Genomic DNA, 19,853 nt, shown 5'->3' with positions numbered 1-19,853 from the left:
AATATTGTTATATCGTTGCCTAAATGTTTCACGTATTTAGGCTTCACTATTATACTAAAAATCAAAATTGTAGGTATAAAAAAAGCCCCTCTAACTCAGTTAAAAGGACTTTTATTTTATTATTTGAAGGACAAAAACATTCATTTTTGTCACAAAATTTAAAATTTACATAAAAAATAGGCTACATAAGCCAGAAAGAAAGTACGACCCATAATACTTAAAAATCGGTATGAAAGATAATTAAGGAGAAATATTATGGAAGTCACTCGCCTAAATATTAGATATATTTAGGCTTAATTATTATAACAAATCGATTACCCAAAATTAATAAAAAACCACAGCATGTTACTGTAGTTTTAAAATTTTGAGTAAAAGTCTTTAGTTTCTAAGTAGTAGTTGAAGCAGTTCCTGTATTTGCACTACCAGAAGATGAAGAAGGTGTGGCATTTCTAACCATGGTATCTTTAGTGATAATTGCTTCTAATAAAAATCTAATTGCAATCGCAGTATTATTTTTATATTTATGTGCATCACTAACTGTATGACCATTGTTTGCTACAGGTCTTACAACTGAATCAAATAATGAACGCTTGATTCTTACAGCAGTGGTTCCATTTGCAGCAAAACCATGACCAGGATCTCTTACTTCAAATAATCCATAGAAATATCATTTGATATTATCGTATTCAAAGTAATTTCTTGAAACACCATTACCACCATTAGTTCATGGTTTTCCATTTTCTTTTACTTTATTTGAATTTGATGTATAACCTGCCCATCCACCCAATAATAAGGTTTCTTGATTAGAACCGATTCCATTGACTTTTGTATTACCAGTTCTTACGGTAACTTCAGAAGGTAATTGGCTCATAGGATATGGATTTATATAAAATGTTGTAGTTTTTTCAGTTAGTGAAGGGTTTTTTAAGGCTGCTTCCACCATTTTTAAACCAAGGGCATTTGAAAATTCATCTAATTTTTCATCACTAGTTTTAAATACAGTGGCAACTTTTTGTATTAATCTTTTTCAGTTTGTATAGTTAGCAAAGTTTTCAATTCCTATATGGACATTTTTGTCAGTACCTGCACTAACAATATCAGTTTCATTATTTGGAACTTTTACAGTCATGAAATATGGAGTGTACTCCGCAAAATCATTAGTTGATTTAATTCCTATTTCTGCATCAGTTACTTCATTTAAGTCACTTTTGATTTTGAAGGTTGCTTCAACTGAAGCAACTTTATCTTGATCATAAACTGACTTAACAGTTCATTTATTTTCATCTGCAATTGGACTTAAATGATAGCCAACAACTGAATTAACATCGATATCGCCTGTTCCAGATGCTTTTAAAGCATTAAGTGATTCAACTAAATCTTTTAATGGATTAGTTGTTTGTGCTTCTGATGTAGAGGTTGTTGAAATTGGATTAAATACATTAGATAACTTCTTAATATTTTCTTCATCAGCACTAGTAAAACTATTTTTATAGTTATAACTTGATAATATTGGTGTTAAATAAGCACGACCAGTTACAAAGCCTGATATAGCAGCTTCACGACCTGTTGCTCCTTCTTTAGAATCTTGAGCAGTAACTGTAATATTGGTTTCATCGTGATTAACATCTGCATATTTTCAATACTTAGTTACACCGTTATTGGTGCTTGAAAGTAATAATTCTACTTGTAAGCTACCTCTAGTGTTATCTCAATTAATGTTATTATTTGCTGGTGTATGTTTGATAATTTCAAATTTGAAACCTGCATTTTTTAATGGATCATTTAGTTTATCAAGGCTATTTTTTTCAGGATAGCCATTAGTTTTTAAGACTGAATTTAAGGTGTCAAAATCGCTATCTACAACCTGAGAAGCCATTTTTTTGCTTATCTCTTCTGAATTTTCAGTACCTGTAAATTCAAATAATAATTTAGAACTATCGTCCCCCACTTTAAGTGCTTTATAAGCAGCTAAAGCAAATTTTTCTTCGTTTAAAAAACCAGTTATGGTTACTTCTTTACCTGCTTTAGAAATGTCAGTTTCTTTAATTCCTGCTTCACTAAAGTATTTATCATCTGCTTTAAGAGTAACTTTTACTTTTAAAGAGTTTTGTTCATCATTAGCTTCTACGATGCTAACTTCAACGCTTGCATCAGGAATTGAACTATCTCCTTTTAATAAAGGAAATAGTTTTTCTAAGTCAGTTTTATGAGTTGTTGCATTTACTTTTGAAGGCTTTAAACCTGCTAAAGCAGCACTATTTTCAACTTTTAATAGATGATCTTTAACGCTTTCTGTATAAAACTTAGTTGCGTTTTGAACAACTGGATCAGATGCTTTTAGTCCACTTACGCTAACTATTTTACCAGCATCAGTTGCAGTTGATTCAACTAGTGTACCATCTGTTTTATAAAGTTTGCCATCACTTGCTTTCAAAGTAACTTTAATACTTAAAGTTCCGTTTGAATCACTTTTAGCTGGCTCATCTAAAAGTTTAATGTCAACTGTTGTATCTGTTAATTCAGTTGGAATTGTGTAAAAACTTGCAAAGTCTGCACTAGTTACTTCGCTTGCTTTTTTAGTTGATAAAGATGATAGAGCGATTAAAGTTGTACCAACTTTTTGGCTATATCATTCTTTTGCTATTTGTGTTTTAGTTTTTCTTACAACCTCTGCTGGTGTTGTAAAATTAACATTCATATCAACTTTTGATTGGGTGATGTCATTGCCTTCTCCATAAGTTAATGTTAAAGTTACAACACCTGTTGTTGCACCTGAAGCTTTATTAGCGCTAGAAACTGAAACATCTAGCAATTTAGATTCTCCAAATGGAGGTGATGTTTTAAGTAAAGCATCAAAAGCTACTTTATCAGATTTAACATTTGAAGCAGTTAAAGCAGTAATTAATTCTGCCTTACTTTTGTATTGGTTTTTAGCTTCATAAGTTTTTGATTTGATTTCATCAACTATTTTAATTAATGTTTTTTTATTATTTTCTATAGTTGATATTTGTTGTCCTGCACAAGCAATTGCTGTTGTAAGAATGCTTACAGAAACTGTCCCTGCAAGAATCAGGAACGATTTTTTGAATGATTTTTTCATATCTTTTTGATATCCTTCTTTTGTTTTAATTTTGTTCGTGGTCATTATAAAACAAATGCAAAAAAAGCCTTTAATTTTACAAAAAAAAGCCTTTTTTAGATATTCGTGATTTTTAAAAAATTAAGAGTTAAATTACAAATAAAATTGATTGAAAAAATCTAGTTTTTAAATTTATTTTCATAATAAATTTTTACTGCTGCACTTAAAACATCACTGATTGGATTTATAAAAGTTGGAACTTTTGTTGCATAAGATATGTTACCTATATTCGAAACTATGTTGAGATATTTTGCAAAAGTTGCTTTCTCTTCTTCACTGGCATTTTCACCATTAGAATAATAATCTTCTAAATATGAAGCCATATAATTTGATGAATAATCAATTCCCTCTTCCGTTGCTTCAGGTATTTCTGGAGCACCATAAAGAATTAAATTATTAGCTAAATTTGTAACAGGATTAAAATTTACAAAGTCATAATTTTTAAATCCTTCTTTAGTGAATGTACTATTTTCATCATCATACATTTGCGAAGTTTCGCTAGAATTTTTGTTTTGATATGTCCCATATAATTCATCAGGAATTGTTTGATAATCTTCTACAAATCAACCATCATATAAACTATCATGGGTTGTTTTTAAAACATCCTTTTTTTCATTTTCAGTTAAATAGGAAGGCAAAATTAAACCATCAATTAAAACTATTTCTGTTTTTAATTTTTTGATTCTTACAGGAGTTATGTCAATATTATTTTCTTCATCTTTATATTTTTGAAAATTATCTTTTGCAAAAAAAGCATCAATTGCATCACCGTTATACATGACTGATGCACCGACATTTAAATCAGGATTAATTAAACTATTTAAGACAATGTCACTATCAGGTAACATTTGTAATTTTGCAACATCTGCAAAGGTTGAATTATTTGTTGCATTTGAAATATCACTACTAAATTGATCTAAATATTTTTGGTATTTGTTGTCTTTTAAACTAAGTACAGGATCAAAATTTTCTACTTCTTGATCTACAAAGTTTGATGAACCAATTGCATAGTTATCTCTCATTTCATCGTGCACAACAATCATTTGATTATTACTAAATAAAGAGTTAGTAATTTGCATAACATTACCTAGTGAATTATCCTGATTTTTTTCAGCTAATCTTGTATCAAAATCGATCTCAAGATTCTCTTTTTCTTTGTCAGTTAATTTAGTTTTATCTAGGTCATTTCAATCATAAGCAAAGATCTTTTCTTGTGCATAATAAGGGACAAAAAAGTTTCAAAAATGCAGTGGTTGATTAGGGTATTTATTTTTTAAATTTTCATTACTATTTAGATATTCATCATATGATTTTAACTGCTGATAAACTACAGGTGTAAAAGTTTTTTTTGCTCAATCATCATCATAAAAATTTGCACCTCTTGGTGTTTCCAAATTAAAAAATGCATCATAATCAATTGGTTGAATTAGCCCATCTTTTATGAAAGATGCTGCAGTATATAAACTTGTAATTCCTGAAGCAATTTTTGATGCTAAAAGTTGGTCTTTAAATTCTTCAACATCGCTGTATGTTCGATAGTTAAAATGCTCTTGCATTTTCTCTAAATTTGAATCAGAAGCATATTGCGAAAAGTTGAAAAACACCTTTTTTAGGGGGTTTGTGTCTTTATAAGCAAATGCAGCAGCAATTCCTGCAACAGTTAGTGCACCTACTGAAACTCCTAGAATTGCATTAAAAATTTTTTTATTAAATGGTTTTTTCAATCTTCATCCAATCAACTCAAAAAACCTTAACTATTTAAAGTTAAATGTGAGTTTAAGTTTTATATATATTTGTAATTAATAATTATTGATTTGATGAAGGGAGGATATATGTAAAGAAAAATCAATAGAAGCTATTTTGCTCTAAAAACAGATTATCCTTTAACATACGAAACCTCCTTAAAAAGTGATTAAATTAATAATATCACGATGCTAAAAAATACTTATTTAATTTTAAAAATTTTTGGATTTTAAAATGCTCAAAAAATTGCTTAAAAAATACTTTCTCAACTGGTGAGAAAGTATAAATGAAAGATTAATTATTTGATTATTCCTGAGTTAAAAAATCATGAATTTTTTGTGCTGTAACCTGCTCATCAAACATTACTTTTTCAACATCATCTATGTCGCTAAAAGCAATTCCAATTTTTTCAATATATTCCATTTGATTTGATGCTTTTAAGGCAAGCACAACGACAACTTTTATTTCGTTTTCATCGATATTAATTACATCTTTTAAGTGATAAACTAAAACCTCATTTTTAAGAATTAAATCTTGTGAACCATCTTCACCATGAGGTAAAAATAAATAATTACCTAGAGCAACTGAAGCAGATTTATCACGATTAATCATCGCTTGTTGATAACCCCTTTTTACTGAATTTAATTTAACTAAATCTTCTTCAGCAATTTTAAAAATTTCGTATTTATCTTTGAAGTTTTGATTGATTTTAATATTTTCTAATTTGATCATTTTTACACCTTTTTAATATTTAAAATTTGTTGAACTACATGAATTGGTAGTTTTGTATATTTTAATAATGTTGCTTCTGCACCATTTAATTTGATTTCCTGATTTAGATCTTTTGATTGTAAATCATCTTCATTATTTAGATTAATTAATAGCCTAAAAGGAATTAATAATTTGTCATAATCAAGATTAAATTTTAATGCTGGTTCAAGTGCTAAATGATAGCGTTCACCAGGACTAATTTTAGTAATAGGATTTCTGATAACACGACTATTGGTGTCATATAATTCAGCCACATTAATTCTTTTTAAAAAAATATTTGCATAATTTTTTAATTCATCTTTTTTAAATTTAGGAAATGATTTTAGTAATGATTCAATAGCCTGATTTTGAAACTCATCTAATAAAATTAAGTTATCTTTGACTTTTAAAGTTTCATCAATATATTTTAATGATTGGCTATTTCCTAATAAACCAACTAGTGTGTGAGTTCCATTAACTAAAATAATTTTACGGTTAATATATGAATCTAAATCATCACTATAGTCAACAAAATTTAATTTTGTTAAACTACTTTTATATTGTGATTGATCAATTGTAATTTCATAAAATGATTCGCATAAAAGATAATCATCTTTTGAATTTTGTATAGGTACAATTCTGTCGACAACTGTATCGATAAAGACTAATTTATGGTTAATAAATTTAGTCTCAATTAATCTTTTAAATTTTGATGAAATGCGATAACCATTTTCAAAACAGATGATTGCAATTTCATGATCTAACTCAAAATTTTTAAAAGCTTCTTCGAATATTTCTAGTAAGAACTTTAAATTATTTGAGCCTATTGAAGTTGAAATAAAATTAACTTCTCTTAATTTTTTAACCAGTTGATTTTTTTCACTTAATCAATGTGCATCAAAATTTGTTATTTCAAAAACCTGATTAGTGTCAAGATATTTTATAGAATATTTTTTATCACTATTTAATTTAGCAATTGTATCTTGATTATTATCAACAAAGGTAAAGTCAAAATCGTTTTTAAAATACAATTCACCAATTAATGCTTTACCAATATTACCTGCACCAAAGTGAAGTGCTTTAACTTTTTTATTCATAATTAAGCCTTCACTTTTTCAACTATTTTTAATAGTGATTCAGTATCTGATAAGTTTTTAATTATTTCAAAATCATCTGTTTTAATTTTTTCACTAACTTGATCTTTTAGATCTTCGCTAGTAATAATTAAGTTATCATTATTAATTATTTGTTCAATTAAAATTAATTGAACATTAATATTTTTTAAATTATTAGCAAGTAAAATACCTTGAAGAATTGCACCAAGTTTTTCACTTTCAGAGTCAATTTTATTGACTACTAAATCAATATTTTTGAATTTTGATTTAGTTGCATCTTCATCACTTTTAATTCGATCAATAATTTCTTGATAAGCATTTTTATTGATCAAGTTGTTAATGGATGTCACTTTTTCTGCATCAGTTTTTTTCAAGACACGATCTTTAAGGGCATCAACTGTAATAATATATTCTTCTTTACCAGTGACATCGGCAATTGACTTATGCTCAACCTTGATATCGTTTAAACCATTTGTTGCTAGTAATTTTTTCAAAATACCTGTACCCATAACTGATGAGCCCATTCCTGCATCACAAGCAATTGTTAAAGTTTTTACTTCTTTTATATTAAAAGAAGTAATTAAAGGTTTAGTTTCAACTTTACCTTTTGCTTTCATATCAGCAACTTTTTGTTTAGCTTCACTAATACTGATTTGTTCTTTAAGAGGTTGCTTGCGAATTTTTCTAATGATTTTTTCAAATCAAAAAATAACTAAGCCAACTCCGAAACTAATTACGGCACTACCAAACATTCCGATAGTTAAACCTGCGACTGAATTAGCATCTTTTGCTACTTGTGTATATTGAGCAATAACTGAACCAGGGCTTACTGGTGCAATTGCTCCTGCATTAAATAGCATAAACATTCCGTTGCCAAAAACTCCTGCAGAAATTAAGGCAATGATTAACATTGGTTTAACTAAAACAAAGGGAAAGTAAACTTCATGAATTCCACCAAAAAAGTGAATGATTGAAGCAGAACCTGCTTCACCTTTGATTTTTTTATTATTTCCAAAAATAATATATAAAAGCAAAATTCCAAGCCCTGGACCAGGGTTTGATTCAAGTAAATAAAGAATTGATTTACCACTTGTTAAAACTTCTTGAGTTGCTAAAGGTGTGAAAACACCATGATTAATTGCGTTATTTAAAAATAACACTTTAGCAGGTTCAACAATAATTGCTGCTAAAGGATAGAGTGAATAATTAGACATTCCTTGCACAATTTGACCTAATGCAAAAATAATGTAACCGATCACATATGCAGCCACAAAAAAACCAAATACTGCTAGTAAAAATCCTAAAATTCCTAGGTAAAAATTATTGATTAACATTTCAAAACCAGGTTTAATTTTATGGATTCAAAACTTCTCGCTATGTTTTAAAATAGCAGCAGATAAAGGACCATAGATCATTGCACCAAGTAACATTGGTGCTTGACCTCCAGTAATACTTACAAAAATACTACTTTGTCCTGCAGCAATTGCTGAAATAGTAACTAAAGCACCCATCACACCACCACGTAGTTGATAGATTTTTTGTCCACCCATGAATCCTATCAAGATTGGGATTAAGTAATTAATCCCAATACCGACTAAATTATTTAAGTCAACATTAGGAATTCAACCTGTGGGTATAAAAAATGCAGTCAGTAGTCCTCAAGCGATAAAAATACCAATAATTGGCATTACCATACCACTTATAAAACCACCAAAACGTTGTAGTTGTGCTCTTGCTTCAGAAAGAAACACTTTTGTTGTCATTTAAAACCTTTCAAATTTTTTTTTAACCTTATTTAACTCTTTTTGAGATTTTCAAAAACAGCAAAACAGGCTGGAGCATTATAATGAAAATGCGATTTTTTCGGATTTTTAGAGTAGTTTATTTAGGTTTTAGTTAATTTGTTTCACAAAAATTTCCACATTTTGCGATAAACAGCAAGTTTTGAGATTATAGGTAGTTATGAAAATAAAAACCAGCAGATTTAACTGCTGGTCTAAGATTCGATTAATATAATTTTTTTTTAAACGTCTAAATCAACTACGTAACGTGCATTTTCTTCAATAAATTCACGGCGTGGCAAGACATCATCGCCCATTAAGGTTGTAAATGTTCAATCAGCTTTGGCTGCATCATCAATTTGTACTTGATACATTGCACGAGCTGCAGGATCCATTGTTGTTTCTCAAAGTTGCTCTGGATTCATTTCTCCTAGCCCTTTATAACGTTGCATACTTGCATTAACAGTTGGTGCTAATGAAGCAAGATACTGATTTTTTTCTTCTTCAGTATAAGCGTATTTTAAGGTTTTACCATGAGTTATTTTGAATAAAGGTGGTTGAGCAATGTAGACAAAACCGTATTCAATTAAAGGTTTAAAATATCTGTATAAGAAGGTTAATAATAAGGTTCGAATGTGAGCACCATCGACATCGGCATCGGTCATGATAATAATTTTATGGTATCTTAACTTGTTGATATTGAAATTATCACCAATTCCTGTTCCAAAAGCAACGATTAATGATCTAATTTCCTCATTACCTAAAACTTTATCGATAGCATTTTTTTCTGAGTTAATAACTTTACCACGAAGTGGTAGAATTGCTTGCACTTCACGGTCACGACCCATTTTAGCACTACCACCAGCTGAGTTCCCTTCGACTATGTATAATTCACGTCTTTCAGGGTTTTTACTTGAACAATCTGCTAGTTTTCCAGGTAGTGAAGAGTTATCAAAAACTGCTTTTTTACGTTCTGCATCACGTGCTGAATTAGAAGCAATTCTTGCTTTACGTGCTGAAATAACTTTTTGTACAATTAATAAAGCTTGTGCAGGATTTTCATTTAAATATCTTTCAAAAACTTCACTAAAAACTTTATTGACTGCTACACGAGCATCTTTATTACCTAGTTTTCCTTTAGTTTGTCCTTCAAAAATAGGGTCTGCATGCTTGATTGAAATAATTGCACTTGCACCTTCTTTAACATCATCACGAGAAAATTTTTCTTCTTCTTTTTCCTTACGGATGATGTTTTTTTCCATTGCATAGTTATTGATTAATCTTCAAAGTGCATCATTAAAACCTTGTTCATGAGTTCCACCTTCAATAGTGGTAATGTTGTTTGCATAAGAAACAACATTTGAAGTATAACCTTCTGTATATTGCAAGGCAACTTCCACATAAACATCATATTCACTACCTTGTGAATGACTTCCTTCAGCGTAAATAATTTCTTCATGAAGATGTTTTTTTGATTTATTAAGTTCTTTAATAAAATCAACGATTCCTCCTTCAAAAAAGAAAGTTCTTGAATCATTAATACGGTTGTCGTTAACCTGAACAGTAATTCCACGATTTAAATAGGCAAGTTGTTTAGCACGGTCTAAAATGATTGATAGTTCAAAATCATTTTTCTCCATGATTGAATAATCAGGGCGAAACTTGATAATTGTTCCACTTCTTTCACCTTCATATTCACCAACTACTTTTAAAGGCTCGCTGTTTTTTCCTCCATCGACAAATTCAACGTAATAAATTTTATTATTACGATAAACTGTTGCACTTAAATTAGTACTCAAGGCATTAACGACGCTGGCTCCAACACCATGTAAACCACCTGAAACTTTGTAGGAATTTTTATCGAATTTACCACCTGCATGTAAAACTGTTAAAACAGTTTCCACAGTTGATAAGTTAGTTTTAGGGTGAATATCTACAGGAATTCCACGACCATCATCTTCAACTGTGATTCAGTTATCATGGTCAATTGTGATTGTGATATTTTTAGCATGACCTGCAATTGCTTCATCGACTGAGTTATCAACGATCTCTCAGATCAAGTGATGTAGTCCTTTTTTTGAGGTTGTTCCAATGTACATTCCAGGTCTTTTTCTTACGGCTTCTAAACCTTCAAGCACCTGAATATTGCTTGAACTATATGATGAATTGTTATCTGACATTTATTACTCCAAAATTCTTACTTTTATTTAAAAAAATAATTTAATATAATTATAGCAAAATAAAAGTTAATCATTTAATAGATATTGAGGTAAATATGGAAAAAATTAATAAAGGTATGACGAACAATTCTTACCGTGATGGTAACAATTTTTACCAAGTGAAAACTAATAATTCACTTAATCATCGTATTGATTATCAAGTCCTAGGTAAGCTGGATTTTGTACCTAAACTGATCGAAAATACACCTACTCATACTAGGTGAGATTTTATTGAAGGCGAAGAATTTATTAAATCTGAAGAGAACTTAAAAAAACTAGCAAAAATGCTAGCACAGATTCATAATTCAAAATTAGAATTTCCTAAATTTAATCATCGTGATCGAGTTAATACTTATCGCAAACAACTAGCTGAAAAAAATTTAAAAATCGATGTGATCGATGCTTATTTTAAAAGAATAAATTTGATCTTAAGAAATATGGATACAACTACACCTGTACATAATGATCTATTTCCTTTTAATTTAATAGTTGATAAAGAACAAAAAATTTGAATCGTTGATTGAGAATATGCTTCGCTAGGAGATAAACATTTTGATTTAGCTTACTTTATTGAAAGTGGTAAATTAACTGATCAAGAAGAAGATATTCTGCTTGATAATTATGGTTCATATGATTATGAAAAAATTATTCAACATAAAATTTTTGTCAATTATTTAGTAATACTTTGAGTTAATGTACAACCTGTAAAATATTTTGATGATCAAGAATATATTAATCGTATTTATGAACTTGATAAGTTCTTAAATGAATATCGAACTAAACATAATTTGAAATAAAATTTCAATTGACATAAAAAAGTCTGCACTGAAATTGCAGACTTTTTTAAATTAAATTTATTTAATTATGTTTTGAGGATTGTTTCTTAAATATGCTTTCTGAGCAATTCTAATGGCATATTTTTTTACATAACTATTTCTAATTAAAGAAACAATGGTATAACCAAAAGTAAAAATAAAAGCATACACAAAATGTAAAATTACATCAACTAATTCATATCTTGCACCACTAGACACAAAAACTATTTGCTTAGCATTATCAGGATTTTCTAAACTACTTAAATATGAATAACTTGAAAAAATAGAACATAAAAAAACTAATAAAGATACAGTAAATAAAATGTCTAAAACTCAATTTCAAATAATTATTTTAGTTAGTCTTTTTGAGAGTAAAGTCATCTTATCATTAATTGCTTTTTGTGTAATTAATCCAATAAATGTAAAGTAGTTAAATAGCCAAGAAAATAAAAGATTTCTTTTATAGTATTTTTCGTAATTTTGATTACGAGTGTAATAAACAGTTTTTATAGGAATACCACCAAATCTACCAAGGTAAATAGTATAATGTTCAATTCTATCAATTAACTCTGAATTAAAATAATTTGTTGTGATTTCCTTTTGATTAATACTTTCTAATCCTTCACTAAAAAAATACTTACCCGTTCTTTTATTTGAGACTTTTTCAAGGTTTTTTAACCAATTAAAGTTGTTATTTATTTTACTATTGTAGTAAGGAATGAAATCAGGTTCAAAAACCAAATTCTTATCAATACACAAAATCTTATCAAGATTTTTGATTACAATGTAATTGTTTATTGGAGTAATAATTAGATTGGCTAGAAACGGCGAAAATGTTATTAATAATTTGGTATCTATTAAATAAGGATCCTCTTTTTTTAGCAATGCAAAAATAAATAGAAATGTTGCAGTTACACCTGATATAGGTATTGCTAATCCCATTAAAGCACCAACAGAAACGTTAAAACGAAAGCCAATATTGTATCTAACTCACCGATCTGCTAAATTAGTTAAAACCATTTTTTTAAATAAGTGGAAAATCAAAAATGTTCCTATAACAGGAACATAAATTAATTTTGTAAATTTCATATTTGCAAAATTTACTAAATGGTATGTGTCTGATAATTTGAAATAAAAAACGTTTGATGGTCAATTATTTTGATTTACTAAATCACTATTATTCATGAAATTATTTTAATATATTTTAGTTTATTAATATAAACAAAATCATGCAAATCGATGGCGTTAAAACAGAGAATAATTAGTTATGTAGAAAATAAAATAGCCAACTTTGAGCTGGCTATTTTTTATGTTCTTACTTTTTAAAATTTCTTATATATTCTTGTTGGCATAATTTTACTGCAAGTGTTTTAACATATCAATTACGAACAATTGATAAACCTGCAAATGATATAACAAAAACTAAACAATATACATAATGTAAAATAATGTTTTTAACTTCATATAAAGCACCAGTGGATACTAGTGAAATATTTTCAATATCAGTAGTATTTGGAATGCTTGGTAAATATGAAAAACTTGTGTATATGCTTGATAAAAAGATAAATAATCCTAATGATATAAGTACATCAATTATCCAATTGATTGTAATTAATTTAGATAATTTTTTAGATAAATTGATCATTTGATCATTTATTGCTTTTTGATTAAGATTAGATAAAAAGTTAAAGTAATTAAATAAATTAGAAAGTGGAAAAGATTTATTTAAAGATTTTTCTAATTGCTGATTTCAACTAGTTTTATATTTTATATAACTAAGTGGATTAAGTGGATCACCAATATATGGTCTTACTTCTCTAATTTCATCTACCTTTGAATATGTATAGTTTACACTTACTTCATTTTCATTTATACTTTTTAAGTTCTCACTTAAAAAGTATGTTGTTTGTTTTTTATTTACAGATTTAGCAAGAATTTTAAAATAATTTTCATTATTTAAGATTTGACTATTTCTATATGGTTTGAAGTCACTTGCAAACTTTATGTTTTTGTCAACCTCTAAAATTTTTGCAATGTTTTTGACAACAAATAAAACAAAAAAAGGTGATGATACAAGAGCAACTAAAAAGGGTATCGATATGTATAAAAGTTTTCACTCAAATAACATTTCCAATCTAGTTACTGGTCAAATAAATAAAAGAAGGATGATTGCTATAGTGATAGGAATAAATAAAACTCAGTGCATTGATAATCTTAGTGAGATTGCTCTTGAATATCTATATCTTAAACCTCTATCTACAAGATTTACAACCACCATTCTTTTAAATAACGAAAGAAACAATAAAGTTCCGATTAAAGGAATGTAAATAAATTTAGTAAATTTTGTGTTCACAAAATTTAATAGATGATATTGGTCAGACATTTTATATAATAAATATTTGTCATCTTTAGGTGGAACTGATAAAAAATCTTTTTTCATAATTAATATATTTTACTAATTAAAGTACAAAACACATTCAAACAATTAGAGTTTTTAAAATGAACTAAAACAATTTTGCATTTTGGACATTCTGTAAAAAAAATATTTAATAATTCCTTATTTTTAAAATCGAATTTAAAAGATATAAATTTTTATTTTTCATTCAAATATTCTTTTGTACATCATTTAATAGCAACGCTTTTTACAATAATATTTCTAAAAAGTGACACCACAGAAAATGATAAAACGAATAAAAGAAAGTAAATCCAGTGTAAGATGACATCATTTACATTATAGATAAAATCATTTGACACTAATACCGTATTATTTAAATCAGATGCACCTGATAAATTTTGAAGATAAGAAAATCCTGTATAAATGCTTGATAAAAATACAAATAGCGAAATAGTTACAAGAATATCAAAAATCCAATTTATCAAAATTAAATTATTTAGTTTTTTTGATAGTGAAATCTTTTTATCATTAATTGCTTTTTGATTAAGTGTTCCAACAAAACTAAAATAATTAAAAAATCATGAAAATGGAATTGATAAATCTTTCTTTTTATCGCTTTTAGTAAATCTACTTAAAGTAGCTTTATTTTCATCTCATAACTTGTACTCTTTTTTATCTGCAAAAAGTGATTTTCTATAATCAGAATTTATCTCTACTTCATGGATACTTTTTAAATTTTCACTTAGTGAATATCTATTTAATCTTTTGTTTCTAGAACTGTAAAGATTTTTAAAATACTTACCATTGTCAATGATTTGACTGTTAAAATAAGGTTCAAAATCATCTGGAAAATCTATTGTTTCATCTATATTTAGAACTGATGCTAAATTTTGAATAACTATTCTATTGGTAGCCGAGGATCAAAATAGCAAAAATAAATCTACAAAAAGTAAAATTCATATTCTAGATTCTACTGTTCAGATACTTAAATTAGGATGCAAAAATAAAATAAAAGCAAGAATCATGGTAATTAATGCAAAAACAATAAATGGCAATGCAAGAAAAATCATAAACTTAGTTTTTCCTTTTGATATAAGTTTTCGATCTATTAGATTAACTAGAACTTGTTTTTGAAAAAGCGAAATCAGTAAAAAAGTTCCCACAATTGGAAGATATATTAACCAACTAAATTTTGTTTGTAAAAATTTATTTAGATGGTATTGGTCAGACAATCTGTAGAATATATCTTTTTCTAAATTTTCTTTTTTATTTAATACATTTGTCTTGACATTAATATTAATACTGTCCATAATTATTTAATAATGTTTCAAGTATAAACGCAGCAATTGCAATAACAGGTGATGCTCAAGATGTTGCATAAGTAACAGTTTTAATAACTTTTGCTGCTGTAATTACCTTGCGAACGTTTTGAATAAGATCATAGTAAAACTTTAAATCTTTATATGTTTCTCTAATTGCATATAATGTTGAAGCAAGAACATATGAAGGTTGTGATAAAATTCACTGTTCTGCTCCAAGGAATATAAGCCCTTGTGCAGTATATGTTGCTGCTTGTGTTGTTGCTGCAACAGCTCAAGGAACAGTTGCTCCAAAAGTTCAGAATGATGCAGCTCAAAAACCAGCTGCAGTCGCGCCAGCTACACCTGCAACAATTAATGATGTTTTATAACTCTTATTAAAATCTGCTGCAATAGATCTAACTGTCTGGTAATTACTTGATGAATAATAACTTTTGTATGATTCTAATTCTTCGCTATCTTCAACAACTTGGCTAGTTAAATCTGCGCCTGATGTATCATATTGCGAAATATCAATATTTTTATCTTTTAAGAAATTATCAAGAGCTGATTTAACATCTTGCTGATTTTCTAAATTAGTTAGATAGTTATCAATAAATTCATTTGCAACTGATTGCATTTTTGAAATTGTTGATGCATCTAAATCAGGTAATGTAACACTACTTTCACCATTTGTATTTAATGAAAATAATGATGCTGCTGATTCGCCACTATTTTGTTTTCCAAAATTTTCAAAAACATTAGCAACACCTCTTTTAACATCTGTTACATATGCTCTTTCTTGTGCATTTGTATTGTTTGTTTGAGACACAATAACAGGAGTAATTAAACCAACTGCTAAACCAGCGGTTGCTAATCCACCAAAAATTATTGTTTTCTTTTTAATTTTCATATTATATTTTCCTCGTTTCCGGGAGATATGTTATGTAATTTTATATTATTTATGTTGTTAAGTTTTATCTCCCAAAAATAATTTACCATAAATATTCATTAATTTTTAAAAAAAATCAAAAACTTATTGAATATTTATCAATTGCATATGAATAAACAAAAATTATCGAGTAATTTGATGAATAATAAGTTTTATACTTAATTAAAAGCAATTTAAAAATAAAATAATATGAAAATGAGTAATTCGTAAATTCCTTTTCAATTCATAAAATTAGAAAAAAGTTATTCTTTATGTTATTCATTTGATAATTTAAAAACTAATTTAATTTTCATTATTTAGAGTATTGTGAATCAGTCTAATTTCCAAAACATTTAATAAAATATAGAATGTTTATCAAAAGTTAATTTGTATTAATAAATATAATTATTTTTTCTGCATATTAACCAACTTTATAGGCAATAGAAAATAAAAATTTCACTTATGATAAAAACTAAGAATAGTAAATATTTTGACCAACATTAATTAAGGACTTTTTTGTTATGATCTAAAATAATTTCTAGATATAATTTCTGTAAAATTATTACTCTTCAAAAAAATGAACTTTCTTTTTGAAAGAAAGTTCATTGAAATAATATTTATATACTGTTTAATTGAGTCTTAGAAACTTGCAATTTTTATATTTTCAGTGTCTGATAAATCCTGACGATAATTTCTAAAATTTTCAATTTTCAATAGAATCAATTTAATTTTTTCTTTTATAAGTTCGTTTCTTAGTTGATTATTCATTAAAGTTGTTGCAACTCATAAAGAAACTACATATTGAGATAACTCAACATAAATTTTAGAATCTAAATTAAAATTTTCTTTTGATTCTATAATTTTTTGTATATTTTTCTCTGCTATAGTCTGTAATTTTTTTATTATGATTCTTCTTCTTCTGAAATTATGGTCAAATTCAAGAGGCAAAGTTTCAGATGAAATTGAATATCCTGAGTATGTTAACAATTCATCGTTATCAACTCTTGATTGTTGATTGTCAGATTTAGATCTTATGATTTTTTTTGTTATGTATGATGTAAAAATAAAAATTAAATCAACACCAAGATTTGCACCAATAGAAATGCCTAGTCATTTATACCCTTCATTTCTAAAAGTCTCTATGGCTAAATCATCTGTTAAAGCAGTGATGCTTAAAAATCTCCCTCTTGCAAAGGATACTAAGCCACCTATAAAAAGAGCAATTTGAATAACTAAAACTGATAATAATACTCAACAATAAATAAAAAAATATATTTTATGGTTTTCTTTACGTGATGCATAAACAAAGTTTTTGGATAAACCTGTTTTGCTAATTAAAGAGTCATTGGTCTTTCTATAAAAATAAGATCAAAACACTAAGTACAAAATTAAATTAATTGTTGCAAAGATTGCAATAGGAATTATAAACACAATTAATTTAGATATAAAAAGTGTATTTTCCATTTATCCCTCCTTATGACCTATTATTTTAGTAACGATATAATTATAATAAATTTCGTAAATGTTTAATATAAAATTGTTATTGGAAAATTTTTTTCATTTTTAAACATTTTAGCATTTTCACAGTTGTATAATAACCATTAAAAAATTAGCATAAAAAACCACACAAGTTGAAATCCCTTTCAATTTGTGTGGGGTTAAATAAATATTTTGAATTTAACTTTTTGATTAATCTAATTAACTATTTAACTAGTTTAGAAATTTCTTCAAATGCTTTATCACCAGTAATTTTTGAACCACCTTCTTTTGTGGTTTCTAACATTAAGCTAGCAATCTTATTAGCAATTTCTGAAGCTGTTTTATCTACTGCAAAATTTAATAAATGAACATCTGAAGAATCGATAAATTTCATTAATGATAATAATGAAATGTAAGCAGTTTTTGTATAACTACGTCTTGTAATTAACTTATTAAGTTTAGTTTTTTCAGCATCAGTTTTATCTGCTTTATCATTTAAGGTTTTAATTTCAGTGTTTAAAGTATCTAAAGATGTTTTTAATTCGGTAACTTTAGCTTGAGTTAAATTTTCACTTGTAGGAATAATGTAACCTGATTCACGAATGATAAAATCATTAACTGAAATTTCTTCTTTACCAGAACCATCTAGTTTATCGACTTTAACTTTACCTTTGTAAAGCCAATTTAAAAACTTAATAGTTGCTTTATCTTCAACATCATTTTTTGTTAGAGCAATTAAACTTGAACCACCTTCTAGATAGGTTTTAGTATTAAGTTGATTGGTTGAAAGCATTACTTGTGGATGGTGTTCAATGTCTTCATAATGAGCTCAATTAGCTTTATCATCACTATTTTTTCCATCAAAAAATGCTATCGAAGTAGGACTTAAAATTGATTGTTCAATTCCCACGGCTGCAACATAAGTAAAGGCTGCATTATATTTTCTCATTTCTCAAGAAGCTCATTGATTATTATTACTCATGTATTGAACTGAGAAAAATGACTTTTTATCACTATCAATAGTTTTTAATTCAGTTTGTAAATTATTTGCCATGTACTCATCTCAAACTGTTTTGAACTGAGTAGCAGTATTTGCATCTGTTTTAAAAGTAAAATCAATAACTGAAGCACCTTTTTTCTTATCAGATTCTGCAGTTGCTTTTAGATCTCAAAGAAACTTTCCATCTAAACGATTATTGATATCTTTAAATAAAGTATCTTGTTGATAATCAAGTGCAAAAACTCTTGCATCAGTCATACTTTTAGTGATTTTATCCTCTGGAAACTTTACGTTTTCATATACTTTTTTAGCAAAATCTTGTGCAGATTTAATGCTTTTGAAAGTGTCGGCATTGACTGTATAATCTTTAAAAGCATCACTTGATTTAGCTTCAATAATGCTAAATAAAGAGTTTGCAGGAATACCATCATGTCCTGAAGTTGACGCTTTTTGAGCACTCTTATAAAGGTCAGTAGTTTCATCAACTGTACCACCAGCACCTTTAATAATTGTGAAAAGTTTTCACATAATATCAAGGTTGAATGCTAGTGAATCAACATCAGTAACATCGAATGGGATGTTATAAATTTTGTTGGCATCAATACTTTGACCTGGTAATTTATTGTGCCCATTTAAAATTTTAGTTGGGAAAATTCCAGGTTTAATTTCTGATTTAGATAAATCAAGTAATTTTCCGTATTGATTGATTAAGAAGGCAGTACCCTTATTTCCTAATAAAAGGTTTGCAACATTGCTATTAGTTTCAAAAGCAGAGATAGTGTTAGCTCCTAATTGTGATTCACTTGTTGCTTTTGATGCTTCTGAGTCCTGAAATTTCACTTCTAAAAAGTCGGTTGTACCTTTTTGTTGCTCATTATAAAGTGGAACCAATTTATTCAAGGCAATGGTTAGAGGGTAAACTTTTGATTGCGCCGTTGCAAACACGATCTTATCAGCTGGCTTTGTAGGGTTTGGAGCAGGTGTTGTTGAACAGGCAATCACAGTTAAAGTAGCAGCTGCTGCTAGAGATGCACCTAAAGCAATCCCTAATTTTTTAATTTTTTTCATATATTTTCCTTTTCTGTTTTCTTTTTTCTCTATTTTAACCCCTAAAGAGCGAAAAAAAACTAAAATGTAATTATTTTAAATATTGTATGTAAAAATTTAATTTAATTTGAAATCTTTTCA

13 protein-coding genes are annotated in these 19,853 nt (G+C 27.6%); 1 reads left to right on the top strand and 12 read right to left on the bottom strand.

The genetic code is table 4. The features are described from left to right. Positions 1–385: 385 nt before the first annotated feature. From CJF60_RS03185 to gyrB, 6 genes are all read right to left on the bottom strand, one after another. Positions 386–3,145, bottom strand: coding sequence for a lipoprotein 17-related variable surface protein (locus tag CJF60_RS03185; protein ID WP_084231953.1), 2,760 nt, complete (start codon positions 3,143–3,145; stop codon positions 386–388). 113 nt (positions 3,146–3,258) lie between these two features. Beyond that, positions 3,259–4,878, bottom strand: a complete 1,620-nt coding sequence (locus CJF60_RS03180; protein ID WP_084231954.1) for a type 2 periplasmic-binding domain-containing protein — start codon at positions 4,876–4,878, stop codon at positions 3,259–3,261. Between the two features lie 310 nt (positions 4,879–5,188). Beyond that, complete coding sequence (locus CJF60_RS03175; RefSeq protein WP_084231955.1) at positions 5,189–5,614, bottom strand: PTS sugar transporter subunit IIA; 426 nt, start codon at positions 5,612–5,614, stop codon at positions 5,189–5,191. Positions 5,615–5,616: 2 nt separating this feature from the next. Then, on the bottom strand, positions 5,617–6,729 hold the full coding sequence (locus CJF60_RS03170; RefSeq protein ID WP_084231956.1) for a mannitol-1-phosphate 5-dehydrogenase: 1,113 nt from the start codon (positions 6,727–6,729) through the stop codon (positions 5,617–5,619). Between the two features lie 2 nt (positions 6,730–6,731). Further along, complete coding sequence (locus CJF60_RS03165) at positions 6,732–8,510, bottom strand: PTS transporter subunit EIIC (protein ID WP_084231957.1); 1,779 nt, start codon at positions 8,508–8,510, stop codon at positions 6,732–6,734. A gap of 260 nt (positions 8,511–8,770) precedes the next feature. Further along, positions 8,771–10,708: a DNA topoisomerase (ATP-hydrolyzing) subunit B gene (gene gyrB, locus CJF60_RS03160; protein ID WP_084231958.1), complete on the bottom strand. Its 1,938-nt coding sequence runs from the start codon at positions 10,706–10,708 to the stop codon at positions 8,771–8,773. 95 nt (positions 10,709–10,803) lie between these two features. Between gyrB and CJF60_RS03155 the strand changes: the two genes are divergently transcribed. Continuing rightward, complete coding sequence (locus tag CJF60_RS03155) at positions 10,804–11,544, top strand: phosphotransferase (protein ID WP_084231959.1); 741 nt, start codon at positions 10,804–10,806, stop codon at positions 11,542–11,544. A 57-nt stretch (positions 11,545–11,601) separates the two neighbouring features. On the opposite strand, the gene CJF60_RS03150 is transcribed toward CJF60_RS03155, so the two are convergent. The 6 genes from CJF60_RS03150 to CJF60_RS03125 form a co-directional block, all read right to left on the bottom strand. Then, entirely contained in the window at positions 11,602–12,747 is a 1,146-nt protein-coding gene (locus CJF60_RS03150; protein WP_084231960.1) for a hypothetical protein, read from the bottom strand. Between the two features lie 130 nt (positions 12,748–12,877). Then, positions 12,878–14,002: a hypothetical protein gene (locus tag CJF60_RS03145; RefSeq protein ID WP_084231961.1), complete on the bottom strand. Its 1,125-nt coding sequence runs from the start codon at positions 14,000–14,002 to the stop codon at positions 12,878–12,880. 152 nt (positions 14,003–14,154) lie between these two features. Further along, a complete protein-coding gene (locus CJF60_RS03140; RefSeq protein WP_084231962.1) occupies positions 14,155–15,027 on the bottom strand; it encodes a hypothetical protein in 873 nt (290 codons plus the stop codon). A gap of 226 nt (positions 15,028–15,253) precedes the next feature. Continuing rightward, the gene (locus CJF60_RS03135; RefSeq protein WP_084231963.1) at positions 15,254–16,168 is read right to left on the bottom strand and encodes a hypothetical protein; all 915 of its coding nucleotides are present in this window, start codon (positions 16,166–16,168) and stop codon (positions 15,254–15,256) included. A gap of 657 nt (positions 16,169–16,825) precedes the next feature. Next, a complete protein-coding gene (locus tag CJF60_RS03130; RefSeq protein ID WP_084231964.1) occupies positions 16,826–17,650 on the bottom strand; it encodes a hypothetical protein in 825 nt (274 codons plus the stop codon). A 238-nt stretch (positions 17,651–17,888) separates the two neighbouring features. Continuing rightward, positions 17,889–19,733 carry a P68 family surface lipoprotein gene (locus CJF60_RS03125; RefSeq protein ID WP_084231965.1) on the bottom strand — a complete coding sequence of 615 codons (1,845 nt, stop codon included), beginning with the start codon at positions 19,731–19,733 and terminating at the stop codon, positions 17,889–17,891. Positions 19,734–19,853: the final 120 nt, after the last annotated feature.

Source organism: Mycoplasmopsis agassizii (assembly GCF_002272945.1).
Taxonomy (GTDB): Bacteria; Bacillota_I; Bacilli_A; order Mycoplasmatales; family Metamycoplasmataceae; genus Mycoplasmopsis_B; species Mycoplasmopsis_B agassizii.
This window is presented reverse-complemented; position numbering and strand designations above follow the sequence as displayed.